Origin of the sequence: uncultured Ruegeria sp., from assembly GCF_947489545.1 — a bacterium.
Lineage (GTDB): Bacteria > Pseudomonadota > Alphaproteobacteria > Rhodobacterales > Rhodobacteraceae > Ruegeria.
The window spans coordinates 54498-81092 of sequence record NZ_CANLDZ010000010.1 but is presented as its reverse complement, the minus strand read 5'-3'; the positions used below and the strand labels follow the sequence as shown (position 1 = coordinate 81092).

General features: G+C 56.1%; 27 protein-coding genes. 4 read left to right on the top strand and 23 right to left on the bottom strand.

Annotated elements, in window-relative coordinates:
• Window positions 1–26: 26 nt before the first annotated feature.
• Window positions 27–857: an S-formylglutathione hydrolase gene (fghA, locus tag Q1B13_RS14710; RefSeq protein ID WP_298936244.1), complete on the bottom strand. Its 831-nt coding sequence runs from the start codon at window positions 855–857 to the stop codon at window positions 27–29.
• Window position 858: 1 nt separating this feature from the next.
• Window positions 859–1971, bottom strand: a complete 1113-nt coding sequence (locus Q1B13_RS14705) for an S-(hydroxymethyl)glutathione dehydrogenase/class III alcohol dehydrogenase (protein WP_299081635.1) — start codon at window positions 1969–1971, stop codon at window positions 859–861.
• A gap of 163 nt (window positions 1972–2134) precedes the next feature.
• Between Q1B13_RS14705 and Q1B13_RS14700 the strand changes: the two genes are divergently transcribed.
• Both Q1B13_RS14700 and Q1B13_RS14695 read left to right on the top strand, forming a co-directional pair.
• Entirely contained in the window at window positions 2135–2749 is a 615-nt protein-coding gene (locus Q1B13_RS14700) for a hypothetical protein (RefSeq protein WP_299081638.1), read from the top strand.
• A gap of 31 nt (window positions 2750–2780) precedes the next feature.
• Window positions 2781–3569, top strand: coding sequence for a pentapeptide repeat-containing protein (locus Q1B13_RS14695; RefSeq protein WP_299081641.1), 789 nt, complete (start codon window positions 2781–2783; stop codon window positions 3567–3569).
• Between the two features lie 10 nt (window positions 3570–3579).
• Here the strand turns inward: Q1B13_RS14695 and Q1B13_RS14690 are convergent, their stop codons facing one another.
• Window positions 3580–4614, bottom strand: a complete 1035-nt coding sequence (locus Q1B13_RS14690; protein ID WP_299081644.1) for a quinoprotein relay system zinc metallohydrolase 2 — start codon at window positions 4612–4614, stop codon at window positions 3580–3582.
• Between the two features lie 122 nt (window positions 4615–4736).
• On the opposite strand from Q1B13_RS14690, the gene Q1B13_RS14685 reads away from it, so the two are divergent.
• Window positions 4737–5549 (top strand): quinoprotein dehydrogenase-associated SoxYZ-like carrier, encoded by an 813-nt coding sequence (locus Q1B13_RS14685; protein WP_299081647.1) that lies wholly within the window; start codon window positions 4737–4739, stop codon window positions 5547–5549.
• A gap of 20 nt (window positions 5550–5569) precedes the next feature.
• Here the strand turns inward: Q1B13_RS14685 and Q1B13_RS14680 are convergent, their stop codons facing one another.
• The 14 genes from Q1B13_RS14680 to Q1B13_RS14615 all read right to left on the bottom strand — a co-directional run bounded on the left by Q1B13_RS14680 (window position 5570) and on the right by Q1B13_RS14615 (window position 18545).
• Window positions 5570–5896 (bottom strand): hypothetical protein, encoded by a 327-nt coding sequence (locus Q1B13_RS14680; protein ID WP_299081807.1) that lies wholly within the window; start codon window positions 5894–5896, stop codon window positions 5570–5572.
• A 116-nt stretch (window positions 5897–6012) separates the two neighbouring features.
• Window positions 6013–6687, bottom strand: coding sequence for a hypothetical protein (locus Q1B13_RS14675; RefSeq protein ID WP_299081650.1), 675 nt, complete (start codon window positions 6685–6687; stop codon window positions 6013–6015).
• Window positions 6688–6720: 33 nt separating this feature from the next.
• Window positions 6721–8988, bottom strand: a complete 2268-nt coding sequence (locus Q1B13_RS14670; RefSeq protein WP_299081653.1) for a PAS-domain containing protein — start codon at window positions 8986–8988, stop codon at window positions 6721–6723.
• A 2-nt stretch (window positions 8989–8990) separates the two neighbouring features.
• Window positions 8991–10148, bottom strand: a complete 1158-nt coding sequence (locus tag Q1B13_RS14665; RefSeq protein ID WP_298936235.1) for an FIST N-terminal domain-containing protein — start codon at window positions 10146–10148, stop codon at window positions 8991–8993.
• A gap of 9 nt (window positions 10149–10157) precedes the next feature.
• Window positions 10158–10877 (bottom strand): response regulator transcription factor, encoded by a 720-nt coding sequence (locus Q1B13_RS14660; protein ID WP_298936234.1) that lies wholly within the window; start codon window positions 10875–10877, stop codon window positions 10158–10160.
• Between the two features lie 100 nt (window positions 10878–10977).
• A complete protein-coding gene (locus Q1B13_RS14655) occupies window positions 10978–12177 on the bottom strand; it encodes a hypothetical protein (protein WP_299081656.1) in 1200 nt (399 codons plus the stop codon).
• Window positions 12174–12848: a hypothetical protein gene (locus tag Q1B13_RS14650; RefSeq protein WP_299081658.1), complete on the bottom strand. Its 675-nt coding sequence runs from the start codon at window positions 12846–12848 to the stop codon at window positions 12174–12176. Before Q1B13_RS14650 ends, Q1B13_RS14655 begins: the two co-directional genes overlap by 4 nt.
• Window positions 12845–13744 (bottom strand): VWA domain-containing protein, encoded by a 900-nt coding sequence (locus tag Q1B13_RS14645; RefSeq protein WP_299081661.1) that lies wholly within the window; start codon window positions 13742–13744, stop codon window positions 12845–12847. Before Q1B13_RS14645 ends, Q1B13_RS14650 begins: the two co-directional genes overlap by 4 nt.
• Entirely contained in the window at window positions 13741–14703 is a 963-nt protein-coding gene (locus Q1B13_RS14640; RefSeq protein ID WP_298936230.1) for a VWA domain-containing protein, read from the bottom strand. The genes Q1B13_RS14645 and Q1B13_RS14640 overlap by 4 nt, the downstream gene beginning before the upstream one ends.
• Window positions 14696–15067 carry a hypothetical protein gene (locus Q1B13_RS14635; protein WP_299081663.1) on the bottom strand — a complete coding sequence of 124 codons (372 nt, stop codon included), beginning with the start codon at window positions 15065–15067 and terminating at the stop codon, window positions 14696–14698. Before Q1B13_RS14635 ends, Q1B13_RS14640 begins: the two co-directional genes overlap by 8 nt.
• Window positions 15064–16041 carry a DUF58 domain-containing protein gene (locus Q1B13_RS14630; protein WP_299081666.1) on the bottom strand — a complete coding sequence of 326 codons (978 nt, stop codon included), beginning with the start codon at window positions 16039–16041 and terminating at the stop codon, window positions 15064–15066. The genes Q1B13_RS14635 and Q1B13_RS14630 overlap by 4 nt, the downstream gene beginning before the upstream one ends.
• Complete coding sequence (locus tag Q1B13_RS14625) at window positions 15966–16922, bottom strand: MoxR family ATPase (protein ID WP_299081669.1); 957 nt, start codon at window positions 16920–16922, stop codon at window positions 15966–15968. The genes Q1B13_RS14630 and Q1B13_RS14625 overlap by 76 nt, the downstream gene beginning before the upstream one ends.
• 85 nt (window positions 16923–17007) lie before the next feature.
• A complete protein-coding gene (locus tag Q1B13_RS14620; RefSeq protein ID WP_299081672.1) occupies window positions 17008–17934 on the bottom strand; it encodes a hypothetical protein in 927 nt (308 codons plus the stop codon).
• Window positions 17935–18038: 104 nt separating this feature from the next.
• Window positions 18039–18545, bottom strand: coding sequence for a hypothetical protein (locus Q1B13_RS14615; RefSeq protein WP_298936223.1), 507 nt, complete (start codon window positions 18543–18545; stop codon window positions 18039–18041).
• Window positions 18546–18880: 335 nt separating this feature from the next.
• On the opposite strand from Q1B13_RS14615, the gene Q1B13_RS14610 reads away from it, so the two are divergent.
• A complete protein-coding gene (locus Q1B13_RS14610; protein ID WP_299081675.1) occupies window positions 18881–19570 on the top strand; it encodes a GntR family transcriptional regulator in 690 nt (229 codons plus the stop codon).
• On the opposite strand, the gene Q1B13_RS14605 is transcribed toward Q1B13_RS14610, so the two are convergent.
• From Q1B13_RS14605 to Q1B13_RS14580, 6 genes are read right to left on the bottom strand one after another with little or no spacing between them, the layout of a single operon-like run.
• Window positions 19565–20521 carry an ABC transporter ATP-binding protein gene (locus Q1B13_RS14605; protein WP_299081678.1) on the bottom strand — a complete coding sequence of 319 codons (957 nt, stop codon included), beginning with the start codon at window positions 20519–20521 and terminating at the stop codon, window positions 19565–19567. The two genes, Q1B13_RS14610 and Q1B13_RS14605, sit on opposite strands and share 6 nt — an antisense overlap.
• Entirely contained in the window at window positions 20518–21495 is a 978-nt protein-coding gene (locus Q1B13_RS14600; RefSeq protein ID WP_299081681.1) for an ABC transporter ATP-binding protein, read from the bottom strand. The genes Q1B13_RS14605 and Q1B13_RS14600 overlap by 4 nt, the downstream gene beginning before the upstream one ends.
• A gap of 4 nt (window positions 21496–21499) precedes the next feature.
• The gene (locus tag Q1B13_RS14595) at window positions 21500–22402 is read right to left on the bottom strand and encodes an ABC transporter permease subunit (protein ID WP_298936220.1); all 903 of its coding nucleotides are present in this window, start codon (window positions 22400–22402) and stop codon (window positions 21500–21502) included.
• Window positions 22402–23409, bottom strand: coding sequence for an ABC transporter permease subunit (locus Q1B13_RS14590; RefSeq protein ID WP_298936219.1), 1008 nt, complete (start codon window positions 23407–23409; stop codon window positions 22402–22404). The genes Q1B13_RS14595 and Q1B13_RS14590 overlap by 1 nt, the downstream gene beginning before the upstream one ends.
• Window positions 23409–24464 (bottom strand): Xaa-Pro peptidase family protein, encoded by a 1056-nt coding sequence (locus tag Q1B13_RS14585; RefSeq protein ID WP_299081683.1) that lies wholly within the window; start codon window positions 24462–24464, stop codon window positions 23409–23411. Before Q1B13_RS14585 ends, Q1B13_RS14590 begins: the two co-directional genes overlap by 1 nt.
• Before the next feature lie 42 nt (window positions 24465–24506).
• A complete protein-coding gene (locus tag Q1B13_RS14580) occupies window positions 24507–26090 on the bottom strand; it encodes an ABC transporter substrate-binding protein (RefSeq protein ID WP_299081686.1) in 1584 nt (527 codons plus the stop codon).
• Between the last annotated feature and the right edge of the window lie 505 nt (window positions 26091–26595).

Genomic DNA, 26595 nt, shown 5'->3' with positions numbered 1-26595 from the left:
CTCTCGATCTTTCCTTGCTGTTTTCATTAGCTGAGACGCTCGGCGTGCCATGCGACATGGTCCCGCGCAAAACTGTTCACGAAGAAGTACGAATGGTCATAGCCCTGTTGAATTCTGATCTGTCCGGGCTGGCGGCGCTTGGCCATCATGTTAGCCAACGCTTCGGGTTTAAGCAGATCCAGGAATTGGTCGTCCGCACCCTGGTCGATTAACAAGTCACCCTTCCACCCGTGCTCTTCCAGCAACAAGGTCGAGTCGTGCTCGGACCAGGTGCTTTCATCATCTCCAAGATAACTGCTGAGTTGCTTTCGGCCCCAATCAGATTGCGTCGGATGCGCGATTGGAGCAAAGGCCGACAGCGATCCGAACAAATCCGCGTTGCGCATGGCGATCGTCAGCGCACCGTGCCCGCCCATGGAATGACCAGTAATGCCTTGCTGATCCTGTACAGGAAAGGTCTTCAGAACAATTTCACGCAGTTCCTCGACAATGTAATCATACATCCGGAAATGCGACTTCCAGGGTTCGCGCGTCGCATTGACATAAAACCCGGCCCCTTGCCCAAGGTCATAGGCGTCATCATCCGCCACGGTGCTTCCGCGCGGGGACGTGTCCGGGAAGATCACCGCAACGCCGTAATCTGCAGCTGCCTCTTGGAAACCACCTTTGGTCATGGCGTTTTCGTGGGTGCAGGTAAGACCAGACAAATACCACAACAGCGGAACAGGCCCTTGCTTGGCCTGCGGGGGCAGATAAATTGCAAAAGTCATCTCACAATCGCAGGTCTCCGACTGGTGGGAATAGACGGTCTGTTCCCCCCCGAAGCTGCGATTTTGTGTGATGACCTTCAGATCCATATCAGTACTCCACGACCGCGCGGATCGATTTGCCCTCATGCATCAGGTCAAACCCGTGGTTAATCTCATCAAGACTCAGCTTGTGGGTGATCATCGGGTCGATCTCGATCTTGCCGTCCATGTACCAATCGACGATCTTCGGAACATCGGTACGACCCTTCGCCCCGCCAAAAGCTGTTCCGCGCCAAGAGCGCCCCGTCACCAGCTGAAATGGCCGGGTTGAGATTTCGGCGCCAGCTGGTGCAACACCAATGATGATGCTTTCACCCCACCCTTTATGGGCGCATTCCAAGGCCGTCCGCATCACGCCAACATTGCCCGTCGCATCAAACGTGTAGTCCGCGCCGCCGCCCGTCAGCTCGACAAGATGCGCAACCAGATCACCGTCAACGGTCGAAGGGTTCACGAAATCGGTCATGCCGAAATGCTTCGCCATCTCAGCTTTGCCGTCGTTCAGGTCAACTCCGACGACCTGATCACTGCCAGCCATGCGGCAGCCCTGTATAACGTTCAGGCCAATTCCGCCTAAACCAAAGACCACACAGCGCGACCCGATTTCGACTTTTGCGGTGTTGATCACCGCGCCGATGCCGGTCGTGACGCCACACCCAATATAGCAAATTTTGTCAAACGGCGCATCCTTGCGCACCTTTGCCAACGCAATCTCGGGCACCACGGTGTGGTTGGCGAAGGTCGAGCATCCCATGTAGTGATGGATCGGCGTTCCGTCCAACATGCTGAACCGGGTGGTCCCGTCCGGCAGCAGTCCCGCACCTTGTGTAGCGCGCACTTTCTGACACAGGTTTGTCTTTGGATTCAGACAGTATTCGCATTCCCGACACTCAGGCGTGTAAAGCGGAATGACATGATCGCCAACCTCAAGGGTGGTGACACCCTCGCCAACCTCAAGCACAACACCTGCGCCTTCATGGCCCAAAATCGCGGGGAAAATACCTTCGGGGTCATCACCCGAACGGGTAAATTCGTCAGTATGACAAAGGCCAGTCGCCTTGACCTCGATCAGGACCTCACCAGCCTTGGGGCCTTGCAACTCAACCTCCATAATTTCAAGAGGTTGCCCTGCCGCCACAGCAACTGCCGCGCGTGTTCTCATGTTAATCTGTCCTCCCATTCCCGAACACAAATAGAATCCGGGTGTTTAAGCCGAGTATGGCGGCTGGCACGCCGTTCAAACAATTAAGACAATGGTGTGTATTGGGTTGAATGGACTAAACGCGCAGGTTTCGTACATAGTGTCAGTGTGGAGGAGACCCGCGATGTCGATCGGCAAGCATATCGTGATGGCGTTGGCTTGGTTCAGCGTGGCAAATCCCGGCTTTGCTGCGGATTTTTCCGACCCAACCTGGCCCTGCGTGCAACGCAAGGTCGAGGATTTGTCGATGGGGCTGATGTGGCCGCACCCGGTCAACGGCACTGATACATCTGAGCTTCGGCCCGAGATTGACGAAATCGCTGGTCTACTGGCCCTGCGCCGCATTGAACTGGACGAGTTACAGCCGCAGGTGGCTGCGTTTGCGGCGCGCCATAAGGGTAACCCTGATGTTCTTGGGCTGGTGTTTCAACAGGTTTTCGACACCCTTTCGGACCGACGTAAACGGATCATCGGCGGAATAGGAGAGTTCTCGCTGAAACAGATTGATCTGGCCGGCCAGATTGACCTGGCTCGCGCAGAAATGGATCAGGCGCTAACCGCTGAACCGTCCGACTACGACACAGTCGACGCGCTTGAGGAACAACTGGATTGGGATCAGCTGATCTACACGGACCGCCAACGATCAATAACCTATTTGTGCGAAACCCCCCAGATCATCGAAGGCCGTCTGTTTTCCATTTCCCAGATGTTGCAACAGCTTGCGGCGGATCAGGGGTAGAACATAGTCGGCCAGAAGAAGGAGAACATAGATGAAATCCTTGATCTTTCTTCAGGCGGCCTTATTCGCGCTCTTGCCCTTACCAACCCTTGGCCAAAGCGTGCTGAGCGGCGTTGACATGACACTGCCCAAAATGACGCAAGCGCAATTGACCCGCGCCGACGTAATCTCACAGCTGGACGCAGCAACACTGGACAGCCCCGCTGATTTCACCCGCATCTGGCTGAACAATCTGGATCTTTCCGAGTTGGATTTCGGCAATGCAATTCTGCGCGCAACGTCGATGAACGGTACAAACCTGTCTGGGTCGAACTTTGATGGCGCAGTCCTTAGCCAGGCGTGGATGATCGGCGCAAACCTGACGGATGCCTCGCTTGTCGGGGCGGAACTGTTTCAGACACAGCTTGGCCGGGCTGATCTGAGCAACACGGATTTCACCAATGCCAGAACTGCCGCCGACTTTACCAAAGCCAACCTGACAGGTGCGATTTTTCGTGGGGCTGATTTCTCGGCTGATATGCGAAATCAATCAATGGGCCTGATGCGCGGCGTCCTGACATCGGCGCGTGGCAGTAATGTTGATTTCACCGGCGCCCGTATGTCACGGGCCGATCTGGAATTTGCCAAACTGCCCGGAGCGAATTTTACCGACGCCGATATGTCGATGACCACGCTGGGCGGCGCTGACCTATCCGGCGCAATTCTGACAGGGGCCGATTTCACAGATGCGGACCTGACAGCCACCCGGCTAGTTGATGCGCGAGGCTTAGACCAAACCAATCTGGATGCCGCTAAGAATCTGGATCGCGCTTTGCAGTGAGAGCGGAGTACTATTCCCACTCAAGTTCGGTAAACGCAACGGTCGCGTTGCGTGGGTTATAAGCGTCAAAAAGATCCCAGTGTTCCGCCTCGCTTTCGGCGATCGTTTCCACCGCGTCGCCCAGCCGTTGACCCTGATCAAGGGCAGCGCGGGTATCTGTTTCGAGCACGTTGAGGTAACGCAACATATCCGTTGCCCCGTCTGGCCAGTCCAAAACCGGGCCGCCATGTCCGGGAACAATCTGCTTCACCCGCATCTCGGTCATTTCGGTCAGAACCTCTTTCCAACCGATTAACCGCCCATCCAGTGCCGGGGTGTGTTCATGAAAAACCAGATCGCCAGTGAACAAAATGCCGGAACCTTGATCCAATACGGTCAGATCGGTTCCGGTATGCGCTGTGGGCCAAGTGCGGAGCGTCAAAATTCGATTCCCCAGATCAATCTCGTCTTCTGCGTCCACCGATTGGTCGACCGTGATTGATCCCACTCCGATCAATTCACTGGCGCCTATCAAACTGCTCAGGCTTTCAACATAGTTGAGACGCCGATCCAGTAATGCGCGTTCCAGCCCAGGATGGGCCACAACCAATGCCCCTGCTTGCGCCAAAGGTGCTGTGCCCAGCACATGATCGGGGTGCATATGCGTCAAGATCACATGGCTGACTGGTTTTTCCGTTCTTTCCCGGATGGCGCGCCAGATCCCCTCGCCCATCCAGGGGGCGGTGCCCGTGTCAATCACCGCGACGCTGTCGTCGCCAATCACAAACCCTATATTTGAAACATCCCCAAGATTGGCTGTGTCCGGCTCTTCGATGCGCCCACGATGCACATAAACGCCCGGAGCAACCTCAGAAAAATCCAAAGCTTTGCCAACGGGTTGGCACCTCGCAGTGCCCTTAGTCTGATCCAGGTTTAACAAAGGCGGATCAGCCGCAAGGCCTTGTTCGCATATTGCCTGCGTTTCAGCCTCATAGCCCGGCAAAAGTTGCTCTCGACAGGGCCCGGCGGTGACCTCAAGACACACCGCAATCACGGCTTCAAACATGGCGCATCCTCCACTTTGGACCTTGGCACACTCAATCGTGAACACCACACAGCCTTTGGTCGGCGTATATTTTATTGGGGTTTTGTGGCATATTCCCCGAACCGGTTGCCGGAGGAAACAACATGGCCAGACTTTTTGCACCCGCTGTGGTGCTTTCATTGACACTGTCCCTGCCCGTTTGGGCGGAGCAGTCGGTCAAGAACCCTCTCACAGAAAGCGAGACCTGGCAGGACCTGCAATATGACGTCGTAGGAGACGCGCAAATTGGCGAAGCCGACGCGCTTTTGACGCTGGACGCCCCCTACCGGGCCCATGATGCAGCCACCGTGCCAATTGTTCTGAAACAACTTGATCCCGATGCGCAGATCACTGCGGCAACGGTTGTGATCGACGAGAACCCGGCCCCCGTTGCTGGCGTGTTTTCATTTTCGCCAGCCATGGGCGAGTTGGATTTTGAAATGCGGGTCCGCGTAAACCAGTATTCCAACATTCGCGTCATCGCAGAAACGCCGGATGGTCTGCATATGACCGGCCGATTTGTCAAAGCGTCGGGCGGATGTTCAGCCCCGGCCAGCAAAGACCCCGAAGTTGCGTTGGCGTCGATGGGAAAGATGAAGTTGCGCAGTTTCGGCGAAGCAGCGCAAATCTCGACGCCCCGTCGTGAGGCTCAGATCATGATCCGCCACCCGAACTACTCGGGTTTGCAACGTGATCAGGTGACGCAGCTGTTTATTCCAGCGCATTTCATCGACCACATCGAAGTCTGGCAGGGTGAAGAGCTGCTGTTCACAATGGATGGTGGGATTTCGATTTCTGAAAACCCGGCGTTTCGCTTTGCCTACAACGACAACGGAACAACGATGTTCACGGTAAAGGCCACAGATACCGAAGGAAACAGTTTCGAAACCGATCTGCCTAAATCAGCGTCTAGCTGACGCTACAGCCTGAGTCTTGTTCAGAAACAAACTACCTCGGCCTCGGCCTGCGCGCGGCGCAGGTCTGCTACCATGTTTTCGGCTAGTACCGCACTTTTAAAGAACGCCATGCGTTCACCGCCAACCCGCCGCATGGAAAGAACCGTTTCTGCTTGTTCATATCTTTCATAGGGCAGGATCGAGGCGATCAGATCAATTGAACAGGAACACCGGTCCAGCATTTCGCGGGTCTGACCATTGGTGACCATGCAGGCAAAAACGTAATCCGCGCGGGCGGCCGTTGGGTAATCGTTTAACCGTTCGGCCACACTTTGGGCTTGCGCCGCGATCGGCCATCCAGCGTACATAATCGCAAGGGCACATACACCTTTTTGAAACAGGTTGGAGACCAGCAGAGAGCTGGCATTACGCGATCTTTTACGGCGCGTCTCAAGTGTTTTTCGGCTGAAAGACGTTGCCTGAGTCATTCCTGACCCTCCTGCAAACCCTCAAATGTCATCTCCGAACGGTAGACAGCATCGTCGGCGCCCTCGGGCCCTGTTTCCGCCACGAGCCGCAGATACCAGCCGGGAACCTCCTCTGACACCGTCACGCTCAGCACCAGATCACCAAATCCCTGCATCCGATCCCGGTTTGGATCCTCTGCAAAGGGGCGCATGCGGATGGTTCGGACAGGCACGGTTTCCCCGTCAACAACTGCTTCACCAGCCTCCACTTCGGCGGGTTGGACCAACGCATCCTTCACACGGTTGCGAATGTAGAATGGGCTGCCTCCGGCCGCCTCGGCCATGTCGCGAATGGTGCTTTCATAAAACACCATGATCATCGGGTTGCCGATACTGGCCGGAAACACACCCATGGCGCGGTGTTTTTCATCCTGCCGAAACTCCAACCGGGCCATCTCGCTGCCATCATCGGCAAAACTCAGCGCTATATCGCCGGTGTCCCGTTGGGCAGCTTCAGGTTTTAAGTTGTTTGTGACCGTGCGCTGATAAACCAGCTCTTTGTCCCGGTCTATCTTGTCCAGAACGCCTTCCTGAAACAACAAGTCATAAGCCTCCTCGCCATCTACCGAGGCCGCAAAGACCGGATAACAACTCAGGGCGGATGTGATCAGCCCAAATAGTAATGTCCTCATGAGTCTTCACTTCCCTGCTTTGAGAGTACGTCCTTAACCACCTGAGTCACCGCCGACTTTTGTCGGTGTCGAAGCCATGCCTGTCAGGTCACGATGCACTTTCCACACGATCAGCGACCGCAATCGCGACAGTTTAACCGGTTTGGTCATGACCGACACATCATGCCTTAGTCCCGCATGGCGCAGGCTTTCGCTCCGATCCGCAGTGATCAGAATGGCCGGAACGTGGGTCTGGGTCATCTCTCGGATCTGACGAATAGCGTTGACGCCTGTATCACCATCATCAAGCTGATAATCGGCAAGAATAATATCCGGCGGCATACCCATGTCGGTCACAAATCGCATCGCTTCTTCAGTGGATCGGGCCGGCAGAACGCTTGCACCGTTTTGTTCCAGCCAGAGCGTCGTACCAAACAGCACGTCTTTGTCATTTTCGATGACAAGAACGATGTGATCCAGTGACATGTCATCTGTATGCGGCAGCAGATCCAGCGGCTCGATCGCGCCCCGATCCGCCTCTACCCTGTCCATTTCAATACTGAACACCGACCCAACGCCCGGTTTTGACCGCAGCGACAGTTTGTGACCCAGCAGGCGGCACGCCCGATCCACAACGGAAAGCCCAAGCCCCATACCGGACCCAAACGTTACGTTGTCGGCCCGGGTGAATTCTTCAAACACCCGGGCCTGATCTTTTCGGGCGATACCAATGCCAGTATCCCAAACCTGAACAACAATCTTGTCACCACGACGGCGACACCCCACAAGCACCCTACCGCCGGGCTCGGTATACTGAATCGCGTTCACCACCAGATTCTGAATGGAGCGCAGCAGATAAACGGAATCTGAATGCACAAATTCCGAGCACGACACCACATCCAGCCGCACGTTGTTTTTCTCGGCTACCAGCGCCTGGTCGCCATGAATGCCTGCGATTACCGATGCAAGGCTGACACTGGTTGGAGAAACCGTATCCGGATCGGCCGTTTCCAGACGCGAGATATCAAGCAGCGAATGCAATAGCTGTTCGGCCGATCCAAAGGCGCCATCCAGACGATCCATCATTTCATGCAGATCGGTGTCGCGTGTGATCTCCATAAGTGTCGAGATCATCAGCTTTGCGGCATTGATCGGCTGCAAAAGATCATGGCTGGCCGCCGCCAGAAACCTAGTTTTTGATGAAACCGCTGCCTCCGCTCGTTCTTTGGCGACCCTCAAAGCTTCTTCGACACGTGCCTTTTCTTCATACTCGCGGATCAGTTTTTCATTCGCCCGCGTCAACTCGGCTGTCCGTTCCATCACACGGTTTTCCAGTGTCTCGGTTGCCCGCGCTTCTAGTGTGACGTCCTTCAATTCAACAAGAAAACCACCATCCGGCAGTTGGTTGGCCTGAATGTCCAGAACGCGATCAGCCCCGTCGCGAACCCGTTTGCGCAACCAGCCTCTGCTTTTAAGCTCGTGCTGCCAGTTCCCAACCTTCAGTTCGTCATCTGCCTTGATCAGGCCACGGGCCCGCATGAGATCCAGAAGGTTTTGCACCGGCATGCGAGGGCGGAGTAACGGGTGCGGCAAGTTCAAAATCTCGCGAAACCGCGCATTGTGCATCATGATCTCGGTGTCAGCAGAAAACGTGCAAAGGCCCGAACTCATGTTCTGAAAAACCGCCTGCAGATAGTCTTCCTGCCGGTCGATCAGGGTTTCTTTTTCGTCGCGATTGCGACGCACAACCGAAGTAATATCGGTCAACAGAATAACAACGTTTTCGGTCGATGTGTATTGGGCGCTCAGCTTATACCAACGGTCGCCCAAAAGCTCGATCACCTCGCTGGACACAAGGCCTGTGTGGCAATTGCTGAGCAACGTGTCCAGCATGTCCGACACACCCCGGTCTGACGATACAAACTGTCCGCTGTTTTGAACCAAGGTGAAAAACTGCGCCAGATCCAGACCAGGTGACACAAGCTCGGGAACGTCGGGAAAGATTGTTTGGAACAGATCGTTGCACAGATTTAACTGACCGTCAGTGAACAGCGCAAACCCTTCTTCCATTGAAGACAGCGCTTTGACCAGGCTTTTGCGCGTCTGCTCCCGCTCATACCGCGCGCTTTCCAGCTCGGTCGTCGCCCGTTCCAGATCCCGGCTTTGCTCCATAACCCGTTGCCGCAATTCAATGGCGGACTGAAAGGCACGGAACGCTGACGGGCCGACATCTTTCTGGCGGTTGGCCCGTCGCACCAGCGCATCAATGATCTTGGCCTGCTTGGCAATTTGAAGTTCTGCAGGATCTTCCGGGTTCAGCATGGTCAACTCAGATCCCGCTTTTCCGGTTCGAAAAAGGCGACCCCGACAAATGTCTGGTTCATATGAACACCGGTTTGCTGTTCGCCATATGTGTTGAACCCGATCACGCGTCTGGACTGCAAGACGTCAGACACCTGCCTGCTCAGCTGCTTCTGTTCGATCTCCAGTTTGCGCAGCACGCAATCGAAGCCCAGAATAAAGTCAGGTGAGTTCCCGGCAGGATCATGAATGTTCAGCCCCGCCTCAAGCGTCTCAATAATCTCTTTGCCGCGCCCCAGTGTCATGATCAGACCGTCATCAATTGCGGCCATGAAGGAAAGGGCGCACCCATCTGTCACTTCGCGGATCGCCCGCACGTAGTAGTTCAGGTTCTGACGCAGCAACATCGGGTTTTCCGCAAAGACCTGCGGCGACAACTGGTCCGCCGGACATCCAACAAGCCGCGCGTATTCCAATGCAGCGGGCGCACCGTTGATCTCATAGACCAGCCGCTCTTCCGGGTCGGCATCCGTAATGATGATCTCCGATCCGATTGGTAAGAAATGATCAAACCCAATGCCTTGAAAATGCAGATTTGTTTCGATCAGCAGGAGCACCGCAGCATTGGTACGCGCTTTGCCGCCATGCAACACAAACGTCTCTTCATATTGCAAGCCGTCACCGGCAGAGCCACCAAAAATCGGCAATCCATCGAGAACGGTTTCCAGCGTGGATACAAGCAAATCCTCTTGTTTGGACAACCCGTCCGAAAACATCAGGGCCAGTCGGTTCCATCCAGCGGTATGGCGGAATTTTTCCGCTTGCCGCTGTGCCTGCGCTGCAATCTCGGTAGAGTTCAGGGGCTTAATGTTCTCAAAAAGAATTGATGAGCACCGAAAATTTGCCTTCGGAAAAGAAAGCAATAACAGTGCATCAGATTCATATCCGTTTTCCGTAATCTGGCCTGCGGTGGTGCACCCGAAAACCGGTACTCCGGCCAATTTTCGGGTCAAACACTGAGTTACTTCCGCCGGATCAAGCCCGTTGGGAATGAACGCCAGCACGAAACAGGACAAATTGCTGTTAAAATCTGCGCATGCTTCATTGACAGCAGCGCTCGGATCCGAGGCCTGAGAGCGGCCGATTCCGATACTTTGTGGTCCATGCTTCAGATCTCGCATTGGCAGCCCTTAGTGTTGCAGAAAGGTTTTCACCTCCGGTTCATGTCGTGTCTGCCGTGCCAGAACCGAGTCGACTAAAACAGCAGCCTGAGTTCTGTTGCGAACACCAAGGCGGCGCAGCAACGCCGTGATATGCGCCTTTACGGTAGCTTCGGCCAGAGTCAGCTCATAAGCGATCTGTTTGTTCGATTTGCCAACGCAGATAAGCTTCAGGATACGCACCTGTTGCGGCGTCAGTGTCGAGAGTTCCGGGCTTGATTGATACACGTTGCTTTCAGGTGCCGGCACCTCATCCACGCGGCTGTATTCGGGAGGGACATATTTGCGCCCGGCTGCGATCTCGCCAACGACGAATTTTAACGTCTGCGCCGAAGCGTCCTTAGGCAAGAACCCCATCGCACCATGGTCAATCAGCGAACGCACCAGCTCGCTCGAAGCAAGGGAAGAGATCACCAAAACCGGTGCAGCAGGCCACCGTTCCCGCAATTGTTGAAACCCGGAAATGCCCGTCACGTCAGGCAGCTTCAGATCGAACATAATCAGGTCGGGTTTGAAACCGCTGCTTAGCACTTCGAAAGTTTGTTTTAGCGTTCTGGCTTTTTCGATGCGGCAATTCTCAAAACTCAACTGCAGCGCGGCCGCAAGGGCGTCGCCATAAAGTGGATGATCATCCACGATCAAAACGCTGGACACGTTGTCCACCGTTTTGGGGTCTCCCACCGTATACATTTCTTCTCCTCCGCAGGGAAAGGTACAGCAATTCTGTGCCGTTTCAACTGTTTCAGGAAGAAACCGGATGCCAACATGTCGTTGTAACTTCAAAACTTGTTTACTGTTTCAACCCAGCGCGCAGGAACAGCCGCGCAAAGCGCATCAGATTAGGTTCATCGGATTTAGGGTCGAAATAGCGACGGTCGAAATCCCTGATCAAATCCAGGCGCTGTTGTGTCAGGCCATCGCGCCGGGCCATCGCGGTCGCTGCCTGACGTAACCCAGCTGCCTGACCTTTTCTCGCAAATCGCCGCAAACGACGCGCGAGGGGATCGAACATGCCAAAGCGTTGCAACGCGCCTAAGCCAGTCAACCTGCGGCCAGACAAACCCAACCCAACAACCGCGACAAATACCACAACCGCCAGCACCGCGGCCGGCCAGCTGGGTAACCTGGCTGCGGACGGCAGAGGTGCCAGCTGAGACACCGCACTTTTCGCCTTTCCGCTGACCGACCCATAGGCAATCCGTTGCGCGGAAATGGTGACCGCCCTTTCTTCGCGCGCAACCGTGTCAAAGTAACTGAATTGCAAAGGCTCTACGATACCGGACACGTCATTGGTTGGCCGTATCGTCCACCGCCAGAAAGCGTAGGTAACAGGACCTTCCGGGGTCAACTCTACCAACCGTTTCTCGGGATGCGCAAAGATCATGGCAGAAGGCGACTGCAAGTCAGGCATGGGTGGGATCATCTCGGGCGTCGCGCCCAATGCCTCGAGCCGGATGACACGCAACACGCCTTCGCCGGGTGACAGCTGATCCGGCGCATTGGACCATTGGTCCGAGATCTTCAGGTTGCGCACCGGAAACCACCAATTCGTTGTTGCCGGGGCTTCGGTCACATCGATGGTTAAAGGTTCCGATTGGATTTCATGTTCGAACCAATCATCACTTTCATCTGTCAAAGTCAGCTGATGCGTGAACCGCCCTATCGTCAGCGCTCCGGGCCGCACTGGATAGATTGCCATGCGTCTGGTGAGCACTTTGAACTTCCGACCATTGATACGTTCCTCGGACCAGTTGTCCGGACCTAGCTGCGCCCAGCTAAACCCATCAAAATCCGGCTGGATCAGCTGTTCTCTTGTGATGTGTCGGCGGTAGACGCCGCGGATGGTCAACAAGATCATCTCATGCGTGAAACGCGCTTCTGTACCGTCTTCGACCGACACTTCAATCGAAAGATCGGATGGAAGCACCGTTTTTGACTGCGCCAGCACCTGCAAGGGCATCGTCAGACAGAGCAGGACCAGCCATTTCATAGCGGATCCTCCGGTTCAGGGGGTGTTAAACCCAGTTTCTCACGGCGCTTATGTTCCTGCGCAATCCTAGCGGCCATGAATTCGCCGGGCACGTCGGACAATTGATTAAGCCAACGCTCATCCGCGACCATGAACTTGTCATCAAAAATCCGGCGCACACCCAGGCGCCCGCGACTGTCCAGTTCGGCCAGTCCCAGCATCGTGTTGGAGTTGGTCACATCGCTGCCCGTCCCCGCCGCGCGCGCATCCCCGCGCGCAATGAAACTGTCGGCTTTGGGGCCTTCCTTGCGCTCAGGAAACAACCCAAGTGCCGCCGGATCGATCTGCAGACCTGCAAAATATGCGGCCACCACGTCGAAATTTGCCTGCGCGTCAGGGTCACCTGATTGTATGGCCTGATCGTAAGCTTCAAGCCCGGCGGCAATACGACCGCCAAACACCTCGGCATTGCCTAAGTTGTACAGATCGCCTGCTTCTTTGAAAGCCAGCGCAGCAGCATCAAAACCCTGGGCACGATACAACGCCACGCCTCGCCAGTCTGGGTCCTGAAACACCCGCGCAGAAAACGTGTTGAACCCAAGCGCCAGCGCAACCCGTCCGAAAGGCGCCGCGCCACCCAAAGCGTAGGCCAGCGAGATCAACGCAACGGCAAAGATGGCGCACCATTTCATGGCTGGTCCCTCCAGAACAAAAACAACAGCGGGAACAGTGCCAGTACAAGTAGATATCGCCCCAAATCGTACCAGAACAGAACCGGATAGTCGGCTTTCTCAAGCCGTGTCGAGGCATCATCGGACAGCCACCACCCCAGATCATCCGTCTGATCTAAGGTGAAAACGGCTCCGCCACCGGCTTTGGAATGGGTATCTGCCTGCGCATCGTTTTCGCTAAGAACGACCAAAGACACCCGTGCGCCGCGCTCAGCCAGCGCGGCTGTTTGTTGCAGCGATGCGGGCCCCAAACCTGCACCATCGGTGAACAGCACCACATCACCGGCCAGTATGCCTGCCTCTTCGATCCGTTGCCGGGCCAGGGCCAGGGCCCGCTCGGGGCGTGAGCCTTTGTCGGGCACCGTTTCCGCGCTGATCAGTGAAAAGGTCTGACCAAGCTGGCGGTGATCCGTTGTCATGTCGGTTGCTACATAGGCGTCACCACCGAAGACAATGATCCCACCGGGTCGGGACCCGAGTGCACCCACTCCAAACCGGCCCATGGTCAACATCTGCGGCCAGCGCTCATCATTTGTCACACTTGCGGATGCGTCTACTAAAAACAAAACGCCATCCAGATTGCGATAGGTCTGAGCGTCGCGCCGCTCAAAAGCTGGCCCTGCAAGCGCGACCAGACAAATCCCTGCCGCCGCCAAAAAGGCAATCGTAGCCAATGATATCGAGGACCCTTCGACCCGACCGATAACCACCATGGCCTTCATAAGCACCGGGTCTGTCACTTTATCCCAATTCCCAAAACCCGGGACGCGGGACAGGACCCACCACGCCAAGACGGCCAGCCCAGGCAACAAGCCTAGCCACAATGGTCGCAGCAGAGTGACATCCCAATCGCTCATGCCACCTGCCTCCATGTCGCCAGCAAAGCCAGTGCGGCGGCCAACGCCGCAGGCCAAACCCAATAGTCACGGTAAATTTCGGCAGACAGGCCAGCACTGTCGGTGGCTTCCAACCGATCCAGCGCTTGCGTTACCGCGACCAGATCGTCGGTTGTCTTCACCCTAAAACTCTCGCCGCCGGACACCTGGGCAATTGCCCGCAAGGTTGTGGCGTCCACAACGCCGCGTTCCCCGACCTCGGCGTTTTCCAAATCCTTTGGCCCCAGCGCGATGGTGTGAACGCGCACGCCCATATTGGCAGCCAATTCTGCCACGCCACGGGGGTTGGTCGCACCTGCATTGTTGACCCCGTCCGATAGCAGGATCACGACCCGAGACGCCGCTTGACTATCGTCCAATCGTTTCAGTGCCAGACCCAGCCCATCCGAGATATTCGTTGCCCGCCCCGAGATGCCGATGCTGGCCTCTTCGATCCGGCGCGCGACGGCTTCGGTGTCAAAGGTGAATGGCGTGGCATAGTAAGCCTCGGAGCCGAACACGATCAGCGCTACCCGGTCGCCGCCTCTGCGCCGGGCAAAATCAGCACCTACCGTTGTTACAGCCTCAAGCCGGGTAATCGGCTGCCCATCCAGGAAAAAGTCGTCTCGCACCATCGACCCGGACAAATCAAGCACGATGGCCAGATCCCGACCCGACACCTTCAGGGCGCTGACCGGCGTCAATTCACGCGGGCCGGACAAGGCGAACACAATCAGAGCCCAAATGCCCCAAAGCATCAACCTGTCCAGAACAACGGCGCGGCGCGGGTCTCGCCTTGGGCTGGCGTCCATCAGCATCCCGCCGATGCGATCAGGCACCGGGAAACCGCGTTCCAATACAGGGCGTCGTGTCAGAATACGCGCGATCAACCAAGGCAATGGCAGCAAGACCAGCATCAGCGGATCGGCAAGTTCATACACGGCGCGCGACCTCCTCCTCTAGCTGGTGCAGATTTGGTCCACCATCAGGGCGGTACAAGTCGCCTTTAAGCGCCGCATAGCGCGCAGCATCCTGATGCCGCAGCTGGTGCAAAAGGGCGACCCTGCGACGCGCCTGGGTCCATTCAGACATGTCCGGGCTTGCCTCATTGCTGTGAGCAGATCGGTCCCGGCTACGCTGGACGCTCAGCAAACGCAATAAGGCCACGACACAAAAGGCGGCCAATGCTGCCATACCCGCTGACAAGGCCAGTTCAGCCAGAACCCCGCCGGCGGCGTCGGGAGGCAAGCGAATGTCCCTGAGGCTTGCCAGCATTGTGGCTTCGGACAGTGCTGTTTCGCTCATGCCGCATATCTTTCCGAGAACGCCGCCGAGATGCGACGCCCCGTTGTATCAATGGGATCGCTTGCATTCAGAACCAAGGCCGCATGTGCATCGATTTTTTGGTAGATGTCGCTGTCTTCCGACTCGGACCCATCCAGATAAACGCGTTTTTGCTGACCATCGGAGAATCGTATCGGATACCAACCCCGCGGCATTTCGCGGGTCTTGCGCTCGGTGATCAGAACAAGCCGCGGGCTGCGGCGATGCGCCAGCTGATCCAAACGGTCCGCAAGAGCGTCGCCAGGCTGATCAAACCCCGAAGCGATGATGATTTCGGAACCGGGTGGTGTTAGACGTTCGGCACTGGTCAGCGCCTGTGCTAGTGTGCGGCCTTCGTCCTGCCCGGCTTGTATGGCTGTCAGGCTGCTGGCATGGGCCTGAACCAAACCGCCTATTACGTCCAGCATGCCACGGATTCTACCACGAGGTGGAATGATGACAGGCGTGCCCGCAGTGATTGCCAACAACCCGACACGCCCGCCGCTTTCGATCAGATGCCAGCCGATCAGAACCAACGCTTCGGCGGCCGCGACGGACAGAAAGGCGCGTTGCATCCCCCAAAACATCGGCGCGCGAAAGTCCGCGACCAGCAGGGATACCCTGTCCCGCTCCTCTTGAAACTGGCGGATATGCAGGCGCCCGGTGCGCGCGGTGGTGCCACGATCGAGATGACGTATGTCGTCACCCGCCACGTATTCCCGCACATCTGCAACCTCGACACCCTGCCCGCGTTTGCGGGTCAGGAACCCTCCGGGCAAGGCCGCGACTGGCGGCTTTGCATAGGCCGACAACGCCACGCGCCGCAGCCCAATCAAGGCCTCAGACGACAGGCTCACTCCCGCGTGTGACAGTGCCTCGGTCACAACGGTTCGACCGTTTTCAGGATGTCCGCCACCAATTCGCGCGGTCTGCGACCATCCGCAACCGCCCGCCATGTCAGAACCATCCTGTGCGCCAACGCATCCGGTGCGACAGCCGCTACATCTTCGGGCAACGCAAAGTCACGGCCTCTTAGATACGCTCGTGCCCGTGCTGCTGAGGCCAGTGCCAGCGATCCACGCGGCGAAACAGCATGCTCGACATGAACGGCAAAGGAACCTTCACGTGTCGCGGAGACAAGCCGCACGATATAGTCCCGCAATTCGGGTGCGAGATGCACGGCGCGGGCTTCTGCCTGTGCCAGGCGAAGCTGGTCCAGCGTCATTCGCTGAATGTCCGGTGGGCCATCCTGAGTCTCGGCAATCACCAGATCCAGAATCTGACGCTCGGTCTCCAGATTCGGCAAGCTTAGGACCACGTGCAACAGGAACCTGTCCAACTGCGCCTCTGGTAGGGGGAATGTTCCGTCATGCTCGATCGGATTCTGCGTGGCGATGACCAGAAAAGGATCTGGCAGCGGATGTGTTTGGTTACCAACTGTGACCTGATGTTCAGCCATGGCCTCCAACAAGGCCGATTGCACCTTGGGCGGAGCCCGGTTGATCTCATCAACCAAAACCAGAGTGTGAAAGACCGGCCCCGAAACAAATTCAAACCGACCATCCTGCGGTTGATACACCGGCGTGCCGGTCACGTCGGACGGCATCAGATCGGGCGTACATTGGATACGGGCAAAGCTGCCCTCTACGGCATTTGACAACCACTTCACTGCACGGGTCTTGGCCAGCCCCGGCGGGCCTTCGACCAGCAAATGGCCGCCTTCCAGCAGAGCGATCAGAAGGCATTCGACCAAATGTTCATGTCCGACGAGCCCTTGTGAAAGGTATCCGGACAACCCCGCGACGGCGCGCGGCGGGTTTTCTGGTCTGGTGTCCATTTGTCCTCCCTGCGGCCCGAAATGGGTCGCGTTCCCATGATCAGGCTAACCGGAGCGTCCATCCAGCAAAATATACCCGATGGTATTATCTTTGAACCTGAATGGACTTTGTGCAGCCCTCGTCGAGAAGAACAGAAAACTGAGGATCCGCCAGCGTTGCATCGGTCTGGGCCCACAAATGATCGTACTGGCGGTCGATGTACTCTATGAAGCCCGGTTCAATGGTCTGGTCTACGGGCGCCTGCGCGACAGCGTGCAACATGAACACGTCAAAGGCGCACAGACCTTCTGGGTTTGAATTCAACAAGGCCCGCATGAAATCATGCGAACTCCATGCAAATCTTTGCAGGTTCACCGGTGTTTCCTGCAATTTTGACAGATACACGGCGGCCTTGTCGTAAAGGAGTATGTCCATTCCAAACGTGTAGGACTGGAACAATTCTTCGATAAGGATCGACTTGTGAAACGCGGTCTCCAATAGGTTGGGACGACCATGAGCAGGTTGTTTGACCACAATATGCGTTCCCTGCCCCCGGCGACCGAAAAAGGTCTGGGCCATGGCGGGTGACGTCACCACATAGCTGCGTCCGCTGGGCAGGCCGAGCTGATGAATTTCGCTGAGCCAGTCCAGATCCAACGACAACTCTCGGTTCGGTGGATATCCGGAATACAGACGCAGAACCACAGTTCTACCTGTTCCACAGTTTCGTGCTGTCTGACCCGCATATCGCATAGGCGCGGGGTATCCAAAGCTGTGTTTCAGCAACGCGCGAAATGCGTTCAGAATAGCCAATGTCTGCGGATGCGGCGGTTCACCCACTAGGCACAATGAGGCACCAGCAAGATCCCGGCCATTGATATGAACCGGAATTGCCATATCGCGGCCCACCATGGTGGACCGAAGCTCGTACCCCCATCCGCGCTGCGCAAGCTCAATATAGTCGCGCTTTTCCGCGTGACCTGCCCCGGCCAGAGCGAGTGTGACGAACAACAAGACAATAATACGCCGCATGCAAATCCTCTTGGAGAGGCAAGCTAGCGCGCATGCTCGAGGACGTCCATTCACAAAGGCTGTACGGTTGATTTCGGCGCTGGCCCGAACAGGCATCCAATCCGCTACGGTCCGACCCGTTGATGCGTGATGTCGGCATCAATAACACAGGGCGTTGAGGTGCCCAACTGCTTGGCCAGTGCGCTTGAAAAAGACACTGTTACGATGGCTTTCTGCAGGATTTTCACTTCATTCAATACGAATGTTTCAACTTCCGTCGTGCTGGTCACGCTTCCGAACGGAGAGCGTTCTGTTTCGACCAAGGTTCCGGTCCAAAAGTTCAACCCCCGCCTGGCCCAGTTTACATCGGTTTCCCAGACGGTGTTGAATTGTCGAAGGTCGAACGGTGCCGTCAGCGCAACAGGCTGGGAATATAGGACTTCCTCCTGTGGCTCTGCTTCTATTTCAGCGCGAATTTCAGCGGTACAGCCGGAAACCCCGCGGACCTGAGAATGCCCTTGCCACGTGCCGGTCTGCGGTACGATGTCGGCAGCGGAAGCGCTTTGCGCCGACGCAATACCAAACGCCAGAAGCATCGCCAGAAACAACAACAACGCCTTTCTTGAAGTCATATCAAAGCTGGTGCGCAGCTTTCTGCGCCTAAAAATCAATTGTCTGTTGTTTTGACTCTGTAGCATTTGTTCAAAACCTTTTTGCTCAATTCAGTCTTTATGTCGTCACCTGCATGACCACTTCAGCACTACGCGTATTTCCGGAATTGACTGTCTCTTCCCGCCGGCAAGAACAAAAAAGTCATGTCCGCGACGACCAGACGGGACACTGCCGCCGTAGACCGCAACGGAACCTACCCTGCAAACCGCCGGTCAACGTGTTGGCAAATGTCTTGGAAAACGAAGCTAAAATTTGTATTCTGGATACAAATTAAAGCAGGTCCCTGAACGTCAAAATGTCAAGTAAACGCGCAATACCCAGACAAAGCCTGCCCGATGTGATTGCCAACGATCTTCGCGAACGGATTCTGGCCGGTGAATTGATCGAAGGCGAAACAATCAGGCAAGAAGCGCTGGCCGTTGACTACGATGTATCCCGCATGCCCATTCGCGAAGCGTTGAAACGGCTGGATGCGGAGGGTCTGGTACAACTGACCAACAATCGCGGCGCATCGGTGACCAAAAGATCTTTGTCCGAGATCGGGGAGATTTTTGATCTGCGCGTTTTGTTGGAAGTGGATTTGTTCAAATACGCAATCCCAAACATGAGCACGCACGATTTCGACAGATGTGCGCATCTTTTGGACGAAATGGAACGCTCCTATGACGCTGACGATGTCGGGCGCTGGGGCGCCTTGAACTATGAATACCACTCGGCGCTTTATGCTGCCGCTGACCGAAGTTTGACCAACGAAATTCTGCAGCGGATCAACCTTCAATCCGACCGCTATGTCCGGATGCACCTCAGTGTGATGGAGCAACGAGAGCCCGCCAAAGCGGATCATCGTCAGCTTTTGTCACTGGCACAAGCCGGACGCGTCGAAGAAGCATGTGATCTGCTCACCCGGCACATCCAACGCACCAAAGATCAACTGCTGGAAATGGTTGTCGCAAAACGTGGCATCCGGGAACCTGTTTCCCTATGACAAGGGATACAGGCACGCAACCTGATGCGCCGTGCCACTTAGCTCGGGCGGTACCGATCGGCACTCATCCGTGGCCAGCCAGCACCTTTGGGCAAAGGCACAGCCTTTTGGAACGTTCATCGGCGACGGCAATTCACCCTCCAGCTTGATCCGGTCTTTCTTAGCTTCGGGGTCCGCCCGTGGAGTGGTGGACAAAAGCGCTTTGGAATACGGATGTCGAGGGGTCGTAAACAGATCTTCTTTTGCGGCCTTTTCTACTGCGCGGCCCAGATACATGACGATCACATCATCGGCGAAATGCTTCACCACAGACAGGTCGTGAGAAATGAACAGGTAGGCCAGGTTCAGCCGTTCCTGCAATTCCACCAACAAGTTCAGAATCTGAGACTGGATTGACACATCCAGCGCCGAGACAGGTTCGTCCAGAACCAAAACTTTTGGATTCAGCATCAACGCCCGCGCGATGGCGATCCGCTGGCGCTGACCACCCGAGAACATATGTGGATAGCGGTCATAATGTTCTGGGCGCAGGCCAACCAAATCCAACATCTCACGCGCGCGCGCCTCGCGCTCATCTGCTGTCATCTCTGGGCGGTTGATGATCAAAGGTTCTTGCAGAATCTGCCCGATCCGTTGGCGCGGGTTCAGTGAACCATAAGGGTCCTGAAACACGATCTGCACGGTTTCGCGCATGTCACGCCACTTTGATGGGGTGATGTCGACGCCATCTATGGTCAGACTGCCCGAAGTCGGCTCTTCGATCATTGTCACCAACCGCGCAAGCGTGGATTTACCACAGCCGGATTCTCCAACGATCGCCAGTGTTTTGCCTGGCTGCAGATCGAAATCGACGCCTGACAATGCCTTCACGGTGGCCGGTTTCGACAATAACCCACCTTTGACCGTATAGAACCGGGCAAGGGCGGTCGCCTGTACGATGGGTGCAGTCATGCCAATTCTCCGGCTGCTATCTTTTCGACATGGTGGCAGCGCGCCTTGCCAAAGTCTTCGCCATGCGGAACAGGCGGCGTTTCTACACAGGTTTCGTCGGCGAACCTGCATCGTGGTCCGAACAGGCAGCCTTTGGGCCGGTCAAACTGACCCGGTACAACACCCGGAATGGTCGGCAACAGCTTTGACGTGGCGCGTTCCGGCAACGCGCTGAGCAACGCGGATGTATAGGGATGGCGTGGCGTGCGGAACAGGTCGCTGACTGTCTGTTCCTCGACTTTTTGACCTGCATATTGGACCTGTACCCGTTCGGCCGTTTCAGCAACCACGCCCATGTCGTGGGTGATCAGAACCAACCCCATACCCTGTTCATCGCGCAGCCGAACCAGGAGGTCCAGAATCTGCGCCTGAATGGTCACATCCAGCGCTGTTGTCGGTTCGTCCGCGATCAGCAGCTTGGGCTTGCAGGCAATTGCCATGGCAATCATCACACGCTGGTTCATGCCGCCCGACATCTGATGCGGAAACGTGTTCAGGCGACTTTCCGGCGCCGGAATTCCCACCTGATCGAACAACTCAATGGCACGTTGATGCCTATCTTTTCGGTTCAGACCCAAATGAATGCGCAGAGCTTCCTTGATTTGGAACCCAACCGTGAAACAGGGATTGAGCGAGGACATCGGTTCCTGAAAGATCATCGCCATATCCTTGCCGATAATCTTGCGTCGTTCCTTCGCTGAAATTTGCGACAGGTCGCGCCCTTCAAAACTCATCTCATCTGCGGTGATGGTGGCGGTCCAGGGCAATAGACCCATCATAGCCAACATCGAAACGGATTTACCCGAGCCGCTTTCACCCACGATGGCCAGTAACTCGCCTTTGTTAACGGACAGGTCGACCCCATCCACTGCACGGAATTCCCCGGATGCGGTAGCAAACTCCACCGAAAGGTTTCGGATCTCCAAAAGGCTCATGCAATCAGCTCCGCTTCAGTTTCGGGTCCAGCGCATCGCGCAGCCCGTCGCCCATCAGATTGATGGCAAGCACCGTGACTAGAATGGCCAGACCGGGGAACGTCACCACCCACCAGGCGCGCAGAATAAACTCGCGTGCTTCGGCCAACATGGTGCCCCATTCAGGTGTGGGCGGTTGCGCGCCCATACCTAGAAAGCCAAGTGCGGCCGCATCCAGAATAGCCGTCGAAAAGGACAAAGCCGCCTGCACGATGATCGGTGCCAGACAATTCGGCAGAACCGTGATGAACATCAACCGCGATCTTCCGGCACCTGCAACCCGCGCAGAGGTGACATAGTCCTTCTGCCGTTCCGCCAAAACCGACGCGCGGGTCAGACGCACGTAATGCGGCTGAAACACGATCGCGATGGCGATCATCGCATTGGTCAGCGACGGGCCAAGAATGGCGACCAACACCAGCGCCAAAAGCAGCGATGGAAAGGCCAGAATGATGTCCATGACACGCATGATCAGCGTATCGACCCATTTGGGCGCAAAGCCGGACAGCAAGCCGATGATCACACCACCCGACACGGCCACGACCACCACGACGATCCCGACAAAGAAGGAATAGCGCGAGCCCATGATCAGACGAGACAGCATGTCCCGACCCAACGGATCGGTGCCCAACGGGAACGCCCAGCTGCCGCCTTCTTGCCACGCCGGGGGTTGCAGGATGTGGTTCCGGAATTGCTCGGTTGGGTCATATGGGGCCAGCAAAGGGGCAAAGGCAGCACAGAAAACAAAGGCCGCAAAGACCCACAGGCCAATCACGGCGCCACGGTTTTCGCTGAAGTAATACCAAAACTCGCGCAGCGCGCTGGGGCGGTTTTCGGTCTTGGTCGGGGTTGCGGAAAGCTCTGCCATCACCGCCTCCGGATTTTCGGGTTGATGATGCCGTAAAGAACATCGACCAGCAGGTTCACCAGCATGACGATCACCGCAATCATCAGCAGACCGCCCTGCACCACCGGATAGTCCCGGCGGAAAATACTGTCGACCATCCACTTGCCGATCCCCGGCCAGCTAAAGATGGTCTCGGTCAGGATTGCCCCGGCCAGCAAAGTGCCGACCGACAGGCCAATGACCGTAATCACAGGGATCAGGGCATTGCGAAGCGCATGCAGCCCATTGATCCGCGTTGGCGACAGGCCCTTGGCACGGGCTGTTCGGATGTAATCCTCACCCAAAACTTCAAGCATGGCGGATCGGGTCTGACGCGCAATGACGGCCAGAGGAATGGTGCCAAGAACAATCGTGGGCAAGATCAGGTGCCGAACGGCAGATTGAAATGCACCAGCCTGACCTGACAACAAACTGTCGATCAGCATAAAGCCGGTGACACTTGGAAAATAGTAAAGCAGATCAATGCGACCTGAGACCGGTGTCCAGCCCAGATTGCCGGAAAACACGATGATCAGCAGCAGCGCCCACCAGAAGATCGGCATAGAATATCCAACCAGCGCCGACGACATCAGCGCGCGGTCAAAGAACTTGCCGCGATTCACCGCCGCGATCACCCCGGCGGGCAATCCCAAAACCACCGCGAAAATCATCGCACAAATAGACAGTTCCAGTGTTGCCGGGAACAAAGCGAAGAATTCGTCCCAAACCGGTTTCTTGGTGACAAAGCTTTCGCCCAGATCACCCTGCATGATGCCGGTCAGATAGTCCCAGTATTGTTGCAAAACGGGTTTGTCGAAGCCCAGCTTCTCGACCATTTCCTGATAGCGTTCTTCGGTCATGCCACGTTCACCGGCCATCACGATGATCGGGTCACCGGGCAGCACACGGATGAACATGAAGGAAATCAAAGTCACCCCAAGGAAGGTTGGAATGAACATGCCCAATCGGGATATGAAATAGCCAAACATCAGCGACCTATGATTCTGAGGTCTTTGGGAAAGCTGGTCAGAGACCGGCAACCATCCTCAGTCACCAATACATCATCTTCGATGCGAACGCCGAAGTTTCCAAGATCGTAAAGACCCGGTTCGTTCGTCCAGACCATGCCAGCGCGGATCACCTGGTCGTTCCCGCGCGTGATATAGGGGGCCTCGTGTACATCGCGGCCCAGCCCGTGGCCTGTTTTGGTTCGAATGCGATCGGCGTAGGGCGATGCTTCAAGGACATTGATCACAGCGTCATCAATGTCATGAGCGGTCACGCTAGGGCGGCAAGCCTCGAACCCAGCCTGATTGGCCCTCAATACAGTATCATAGACCGCCCTGCCCTCATCCGAGACCTCGCCGACAAAAAATGTTCGGGTGATATCCGCCGCAAACCCGTGCTTGCGCGCACCAAAGTCAAAAAGCAGCGCATCTCCGGACTGTATCTTGTAGTCAGCCCTCGCTTTGCCATGCGGTTGGGCTGAGTTATCGCCAGCCGCGACAATCGGCGAAAAGGCCAGTGAGGAAGCCCCTTCGGCGAACAGCGCCTGTATCAGCGCCTGCTCAATCTGTTTTTCCGTTTGGCCGATACGCACATCAGCAATGACCCGCTCCAACGCGCGTTCTGAGATATCGATGGCAGCTTGCAAAGACGCGATATCGTCTTCCGTTTTGATGATTCTCAGACCGGAAATCTCGCGTTCAGCATCTACGATCTGCAAGTTCGGAAGTGCCTTTGTCAGCGCCTTGGACACGAACACGCGCATGACTTGGCCTTCGACGGCCAGTGTTGCCATCGGCAGGTGCGCCGCAAGCTCTGCAAACGCGCTATCATACCCCGTTTGGTCACGCCAATCGAAGACCGCGCCGTCAAAGCCGACAAGATCCCAGGACCCCAGTTCAAGATTGGGAACAATCGCGGCTGGTTTGCCCGAAGCGGGGACGACGACCACAAAGGGTCGTTCGTGACTCATGAAAGCGTGGCCGATAGCGCGGGTGAAATTCGGGCCGGGCACAAGGGCCACAGCATCGACTGACATGTCCTTTGCCAGTTGGGGCGGCTCCGGTCAGTGAGTGGTGGGTTATTCGACGCTTACACCGTAGAAGATGTGACCACCCAAGGGATGAACCTTGTAGCCCTGGACCTTGTTGCTCATCGGCATATAGACGACCGAGTGGGCGATTGTTGCCCAAGGCGCCTGATCCTTAAAGACAACCTGAGCGTCTTCATACAGCTTGGTGCGTTCGGCCTGATCAGTGGACTGCTTGGCCTCGAGGATCAGGTCCTCGAACGGCTGATGGCACCATTGTGCGCGGTTCGATGCTTCGCGACCGTCACAGCCCAGCAAAACCGCCAGGAAGTTGTCCGGATCGCCGTTGTCACCGGTCCAGCCCAGTAGTACCGCACCATCCCGGTCCAGGTCTTTCGAACGTGACAGGTATTCGCCCCATTCGTACGACACGATTTCAACGTCGACGCCAACCTTTGCATAGTCAGCCTGGATCAGTTCCGCCATACGGCGCGCGTTGGGGTTATACGGACGCTGCACAGGCATCGCCCAGACCTTCATCTTCAGGTCTTTGACACCTTCGGCTTCCAACATCGCTTTGGCTGCTTCGGGATCATAGGCGTCGTCAACGATTGCGTCGTTGTAGCCCCACATAGTTGGCGGGATGGGGTTCTTGGCGACTTGGCCCGAACCCTGGAAAACCACATCGATGATCGCGTTTTTGTCGATCGCCATGTTCAGCGCTTTACGCACTTTCGGATTGTCGAACGGCGCGATGGTGGTGTTATACGCAAGGTAGCCAACATTCAGGCCTTCCTGCTCCATCATGTTGATGTCTGCGTCATCCTTCATCGCCTGAATATCGGCGGGGTTCGGATACGGCATGATGTGGCACTCGCCCGCTTTCAGCTTTTGATAACGAACAGACGCGTCTGGCGTAATCGCGAAGATCAGATTGTCCACATCCGCAGGTGCTTTCCAGTAGTCACCATTGTTGGCATACCGGATCACGGCGTCCTTCTGATAGGCCAGGAATGAGAACGGGCCCGTCCCGATCGGCGCAGTGTTCAACTTTTCAGGCGTACCCGCTGCCATCATCGCATCGGCATATTCCGCCGACAGGATCGAGGCAAAATCCATCGCCATATTGGCCACGAAAGGGGCTTCGGGCTTGGACAAGGTGAACTTCACCGTGTAGTCGTCGACTTTCTCGATGGATTCGACCAGATCAGGCATGCCCATGCTCTGGAAGTATTCCCAGGTTCCGCCCGACACCTGATTATAGGGATTGGTTTCGTCTTTCTGACGCATGAACGAGAAAATCACGTCGTCCGCGTTGAAATCACGGGTTGGGGTGAACTCGTCGTTGGAATGGAATTTGACACCCTGACGCAGCTTGAACGTGTATTCCAGACCATCATCGCTGGCTTCTACACTTTCCGCCAGTCCGGGGACCACGTTGGTGGTTCCGGTCTCAAACTCCAGCAGACGATTGTAGATCGGATGCGAAGACGCATCGAAGGTCGTACCTGCGGTGAACAGCGCGGGGTCAAAGCCTTCCGGCGACCCTTCTGAACAATACACCAGCGTATTTGCCTGTGCGGCAAAACTGGTGAGTGCTGCAACTGCCGTGGCAGCCAACATTGTAAACTTCATTGCTTCCTCCCGTTTCAATGGTCCAAGCCCTGACCCATGACCGTTTCATACGGTCCTTGCGGTGTATGCGGGCGATGATTCAGTTCGGACTCTGCGTTTTGTATCCAAAATACGTTATCCATTGTCAACTCGTTTACTACACGCCTTAGGTGTTTACCAATGCCCGTCGCCTGCACGAGGTACCCCTCACAGTTCGGAGCTTGCTGTCCCGCTGCTGTCAGTTCAGCCACGTAGTCTGTGGCCGATTGCAGCGCACGAAGACCTCACCAAACCCGCCGCCAAAGGCTGTAGGGCACATAAAATTTCGCCAAGTGTTGCGGCGCCAATCCGCAGGCATTCATGCGTTGTTTAGATGCGCTTTCGGCGTACGCACTGCGCCCTGATTTACCAATCTGGATCGCCGCACAATCATGTACCCAAAACTGATGCTTTTGAATTCCCGTATTTCAAAGCTTGCAGGATCAGAAAAGGTAAGTCTTTCCGCACACTGAAAATAGTTGGCGCA

Coding starts and splice junctions, on each gene's coding strand:
- fghA (WP_298936244.1), bottom strand. CDS start 857: ATGGATCTGAAGGTCATCACACAAAATCGCAGCTTCGGGGGGGAACAG.
- Q1B13_RS14705 (WP_299081635.1), bottom strand. CDS start 1,971: ATGAGAACACGCGCGGCAGTTGCTGTGGCGGCAGGGCAACCTCTTGAA.
- Q1B13_RS14700 (WP_299081638.1), top strand. CDS start 2,135: ATGTCGATCGGCAAGCATATCGTGATGGCGTTGGCTTGGTTCAGCGTG.
- Q1B13_RS14695 (WP_299081641.1), top strand. CDS start 2,781: ATGAAATCCTTGATCTTTCTTCAGGCGGCCTTATTCGCGCTCTTGCCC.
- Q1B13_RS14690 (WP_299081644.1), bottom strand. CDS start 4,614: ATGTTTGAAGCCGTGATTGCGGTGTGTCTTGAGGTCACCGCCGGGCCC.
- Q1B13_RS14685 (WP_299081647.1), top strand. CDS start 4,737: ATGGCCAGACTTTTTGCACCCGCTGTGGTGCTTTCATTGACACTGTCC.
- Q1B13_RS14680 (WP_299081807.1), bottom strand. CDS start 5,896: ATGTACGCTGGATGGCCGATCGCGGCGCAAGCCCAAAGTGTGGCCGAA.
- Q1B13_RS14675 (WP_299081650.1), bottom strand. CDS start 6,687: ATGAGGACATTACTATTTGGGCTGATCACATCCGCCCTGAGTTGTTAT.
- Q1B13_RS14670 (WP_299081653.1), bottom strand. CDS start 8,988: ATGCTGAACCCGGAAGATCCTGCAGAACTTCAAATTGCCAAGCAGGCC.
- Q1B13_RS14665 (WP_298936235.1), bottom strand. CDS start 10,148: ATGCGAGATCTGAAGCATGGACCACAAAGTATCGGAATCGGCCGCTCT.
- Q1B13_RS14660 (WP_298936234.1), bottom strand. CDS start 10,877: ATGTATACGGTGGGAGACCCCAAAACGGTGGACAACGTGTCCAGCGTT.
- Q1B13_RS14655 (WP_299081656.1), bottom strand. CDS start 12,177: ATGAAATGGCTGGTCCTGCTCTGTCTGACGATGCCCTTGCAGGTGCTG.
- Q1B13_RS14650 (WP_299081658.1), bottom strand. CDS start 12,848: ATGAAATGGTGCGCCATCTTTGCCGTTGCGTTGATCTCGCTGGCCTAC.
- Q1B13_RS14645 (WP_299081661.1), bottom strand. CDS start 13,744: ATGAGCGATTGGGATGTCACTCTGCTGCGACCATTGTGGCTAGGCTTG.
- Q1B13_RS14635 (WP_299081663.1), bottom strand. CDS start 15,067: ATGAGCGAAACAGCACTGTCCGAAGCCACAATGCTGGCAAGCCTCAGG.
- Q1B13_RS14630 (WP_299081666.1), bottom strand. CDS start 16,041: ATGGCGGGCGGTTGCGGATGGTCGCAGACCGCGCGAATTGGTGGCGGA.
- Q1B13_RS14625 (WP_299081669.1), bottom strand. CDS start 16,922: ATGGACACCAGACCAGAAAACCCGCCGCGCGCCGTCGCGGGGTTGTCC.
- Q1B13_RS14620 (WP_299081672.1), bottom strand. CDS start 17,934: ATGCGGCGTATTATTGTCTTGTTGTTCGTCACACTCGCTCTGGCCGGG.
- Q1B13_RS14615 (WP_298936223.1), bottom strand. CDS start 18,545: ATGACTTCAAGAAAGGCGTTGTTGTTGTTTCTGGCGATGCTTCTGGCG.
- Q1B13_RS14610 (WP_299081675.1), top strand. CDS start 18,881: ATGTCAAGTAAACGCGCAATACCCAGACAAAGCCTGCCCGATGTGATT.
- Q1B13_RS14605 (WP_299081678.1), bottom strand. CDS start 20,521: ATGACTGCACCCATCGTACAGGCGACCGCCCTTGCCCGGTTCTATACG.
- Q1B13_RS14600 (WP_299081681.1), bottom strand. CDS start 21,495: ATGAGCCTTTTGGAGATCCGAAACCTTTCGGTGGAGTTTGCTACCGCA.
- Q1B13_RS14595 (WP_298936220.1), bottom strand. CDS start 22,402: ATGGCAGAGCTTTCCGCAACCCCGACCAAGACCGAAAACCGCCCCAGC.
- Q1B13_RS14590 (WP_298936219.1), bottom strand. CDS start 23,409: ATGTTTGGCTATTTCATATCCCGATTGGGCATGTTCATTCCAACCTTC.
- Q1B13_RS14585 (WP_299081683.1), bottom strand. CDS start 24,464: ATGTCAGTCGATGCTGTGGCCCTTGTGCCCGGCCCGAATTTCACCCGC.
- Q1B13_RS14580 (WP_299081686.1), bottom strand. CDS start 26,090: ATGAAGTTTACAATGTTGGCTGCCACGGCAGTTGCAGCACTCACCAGT.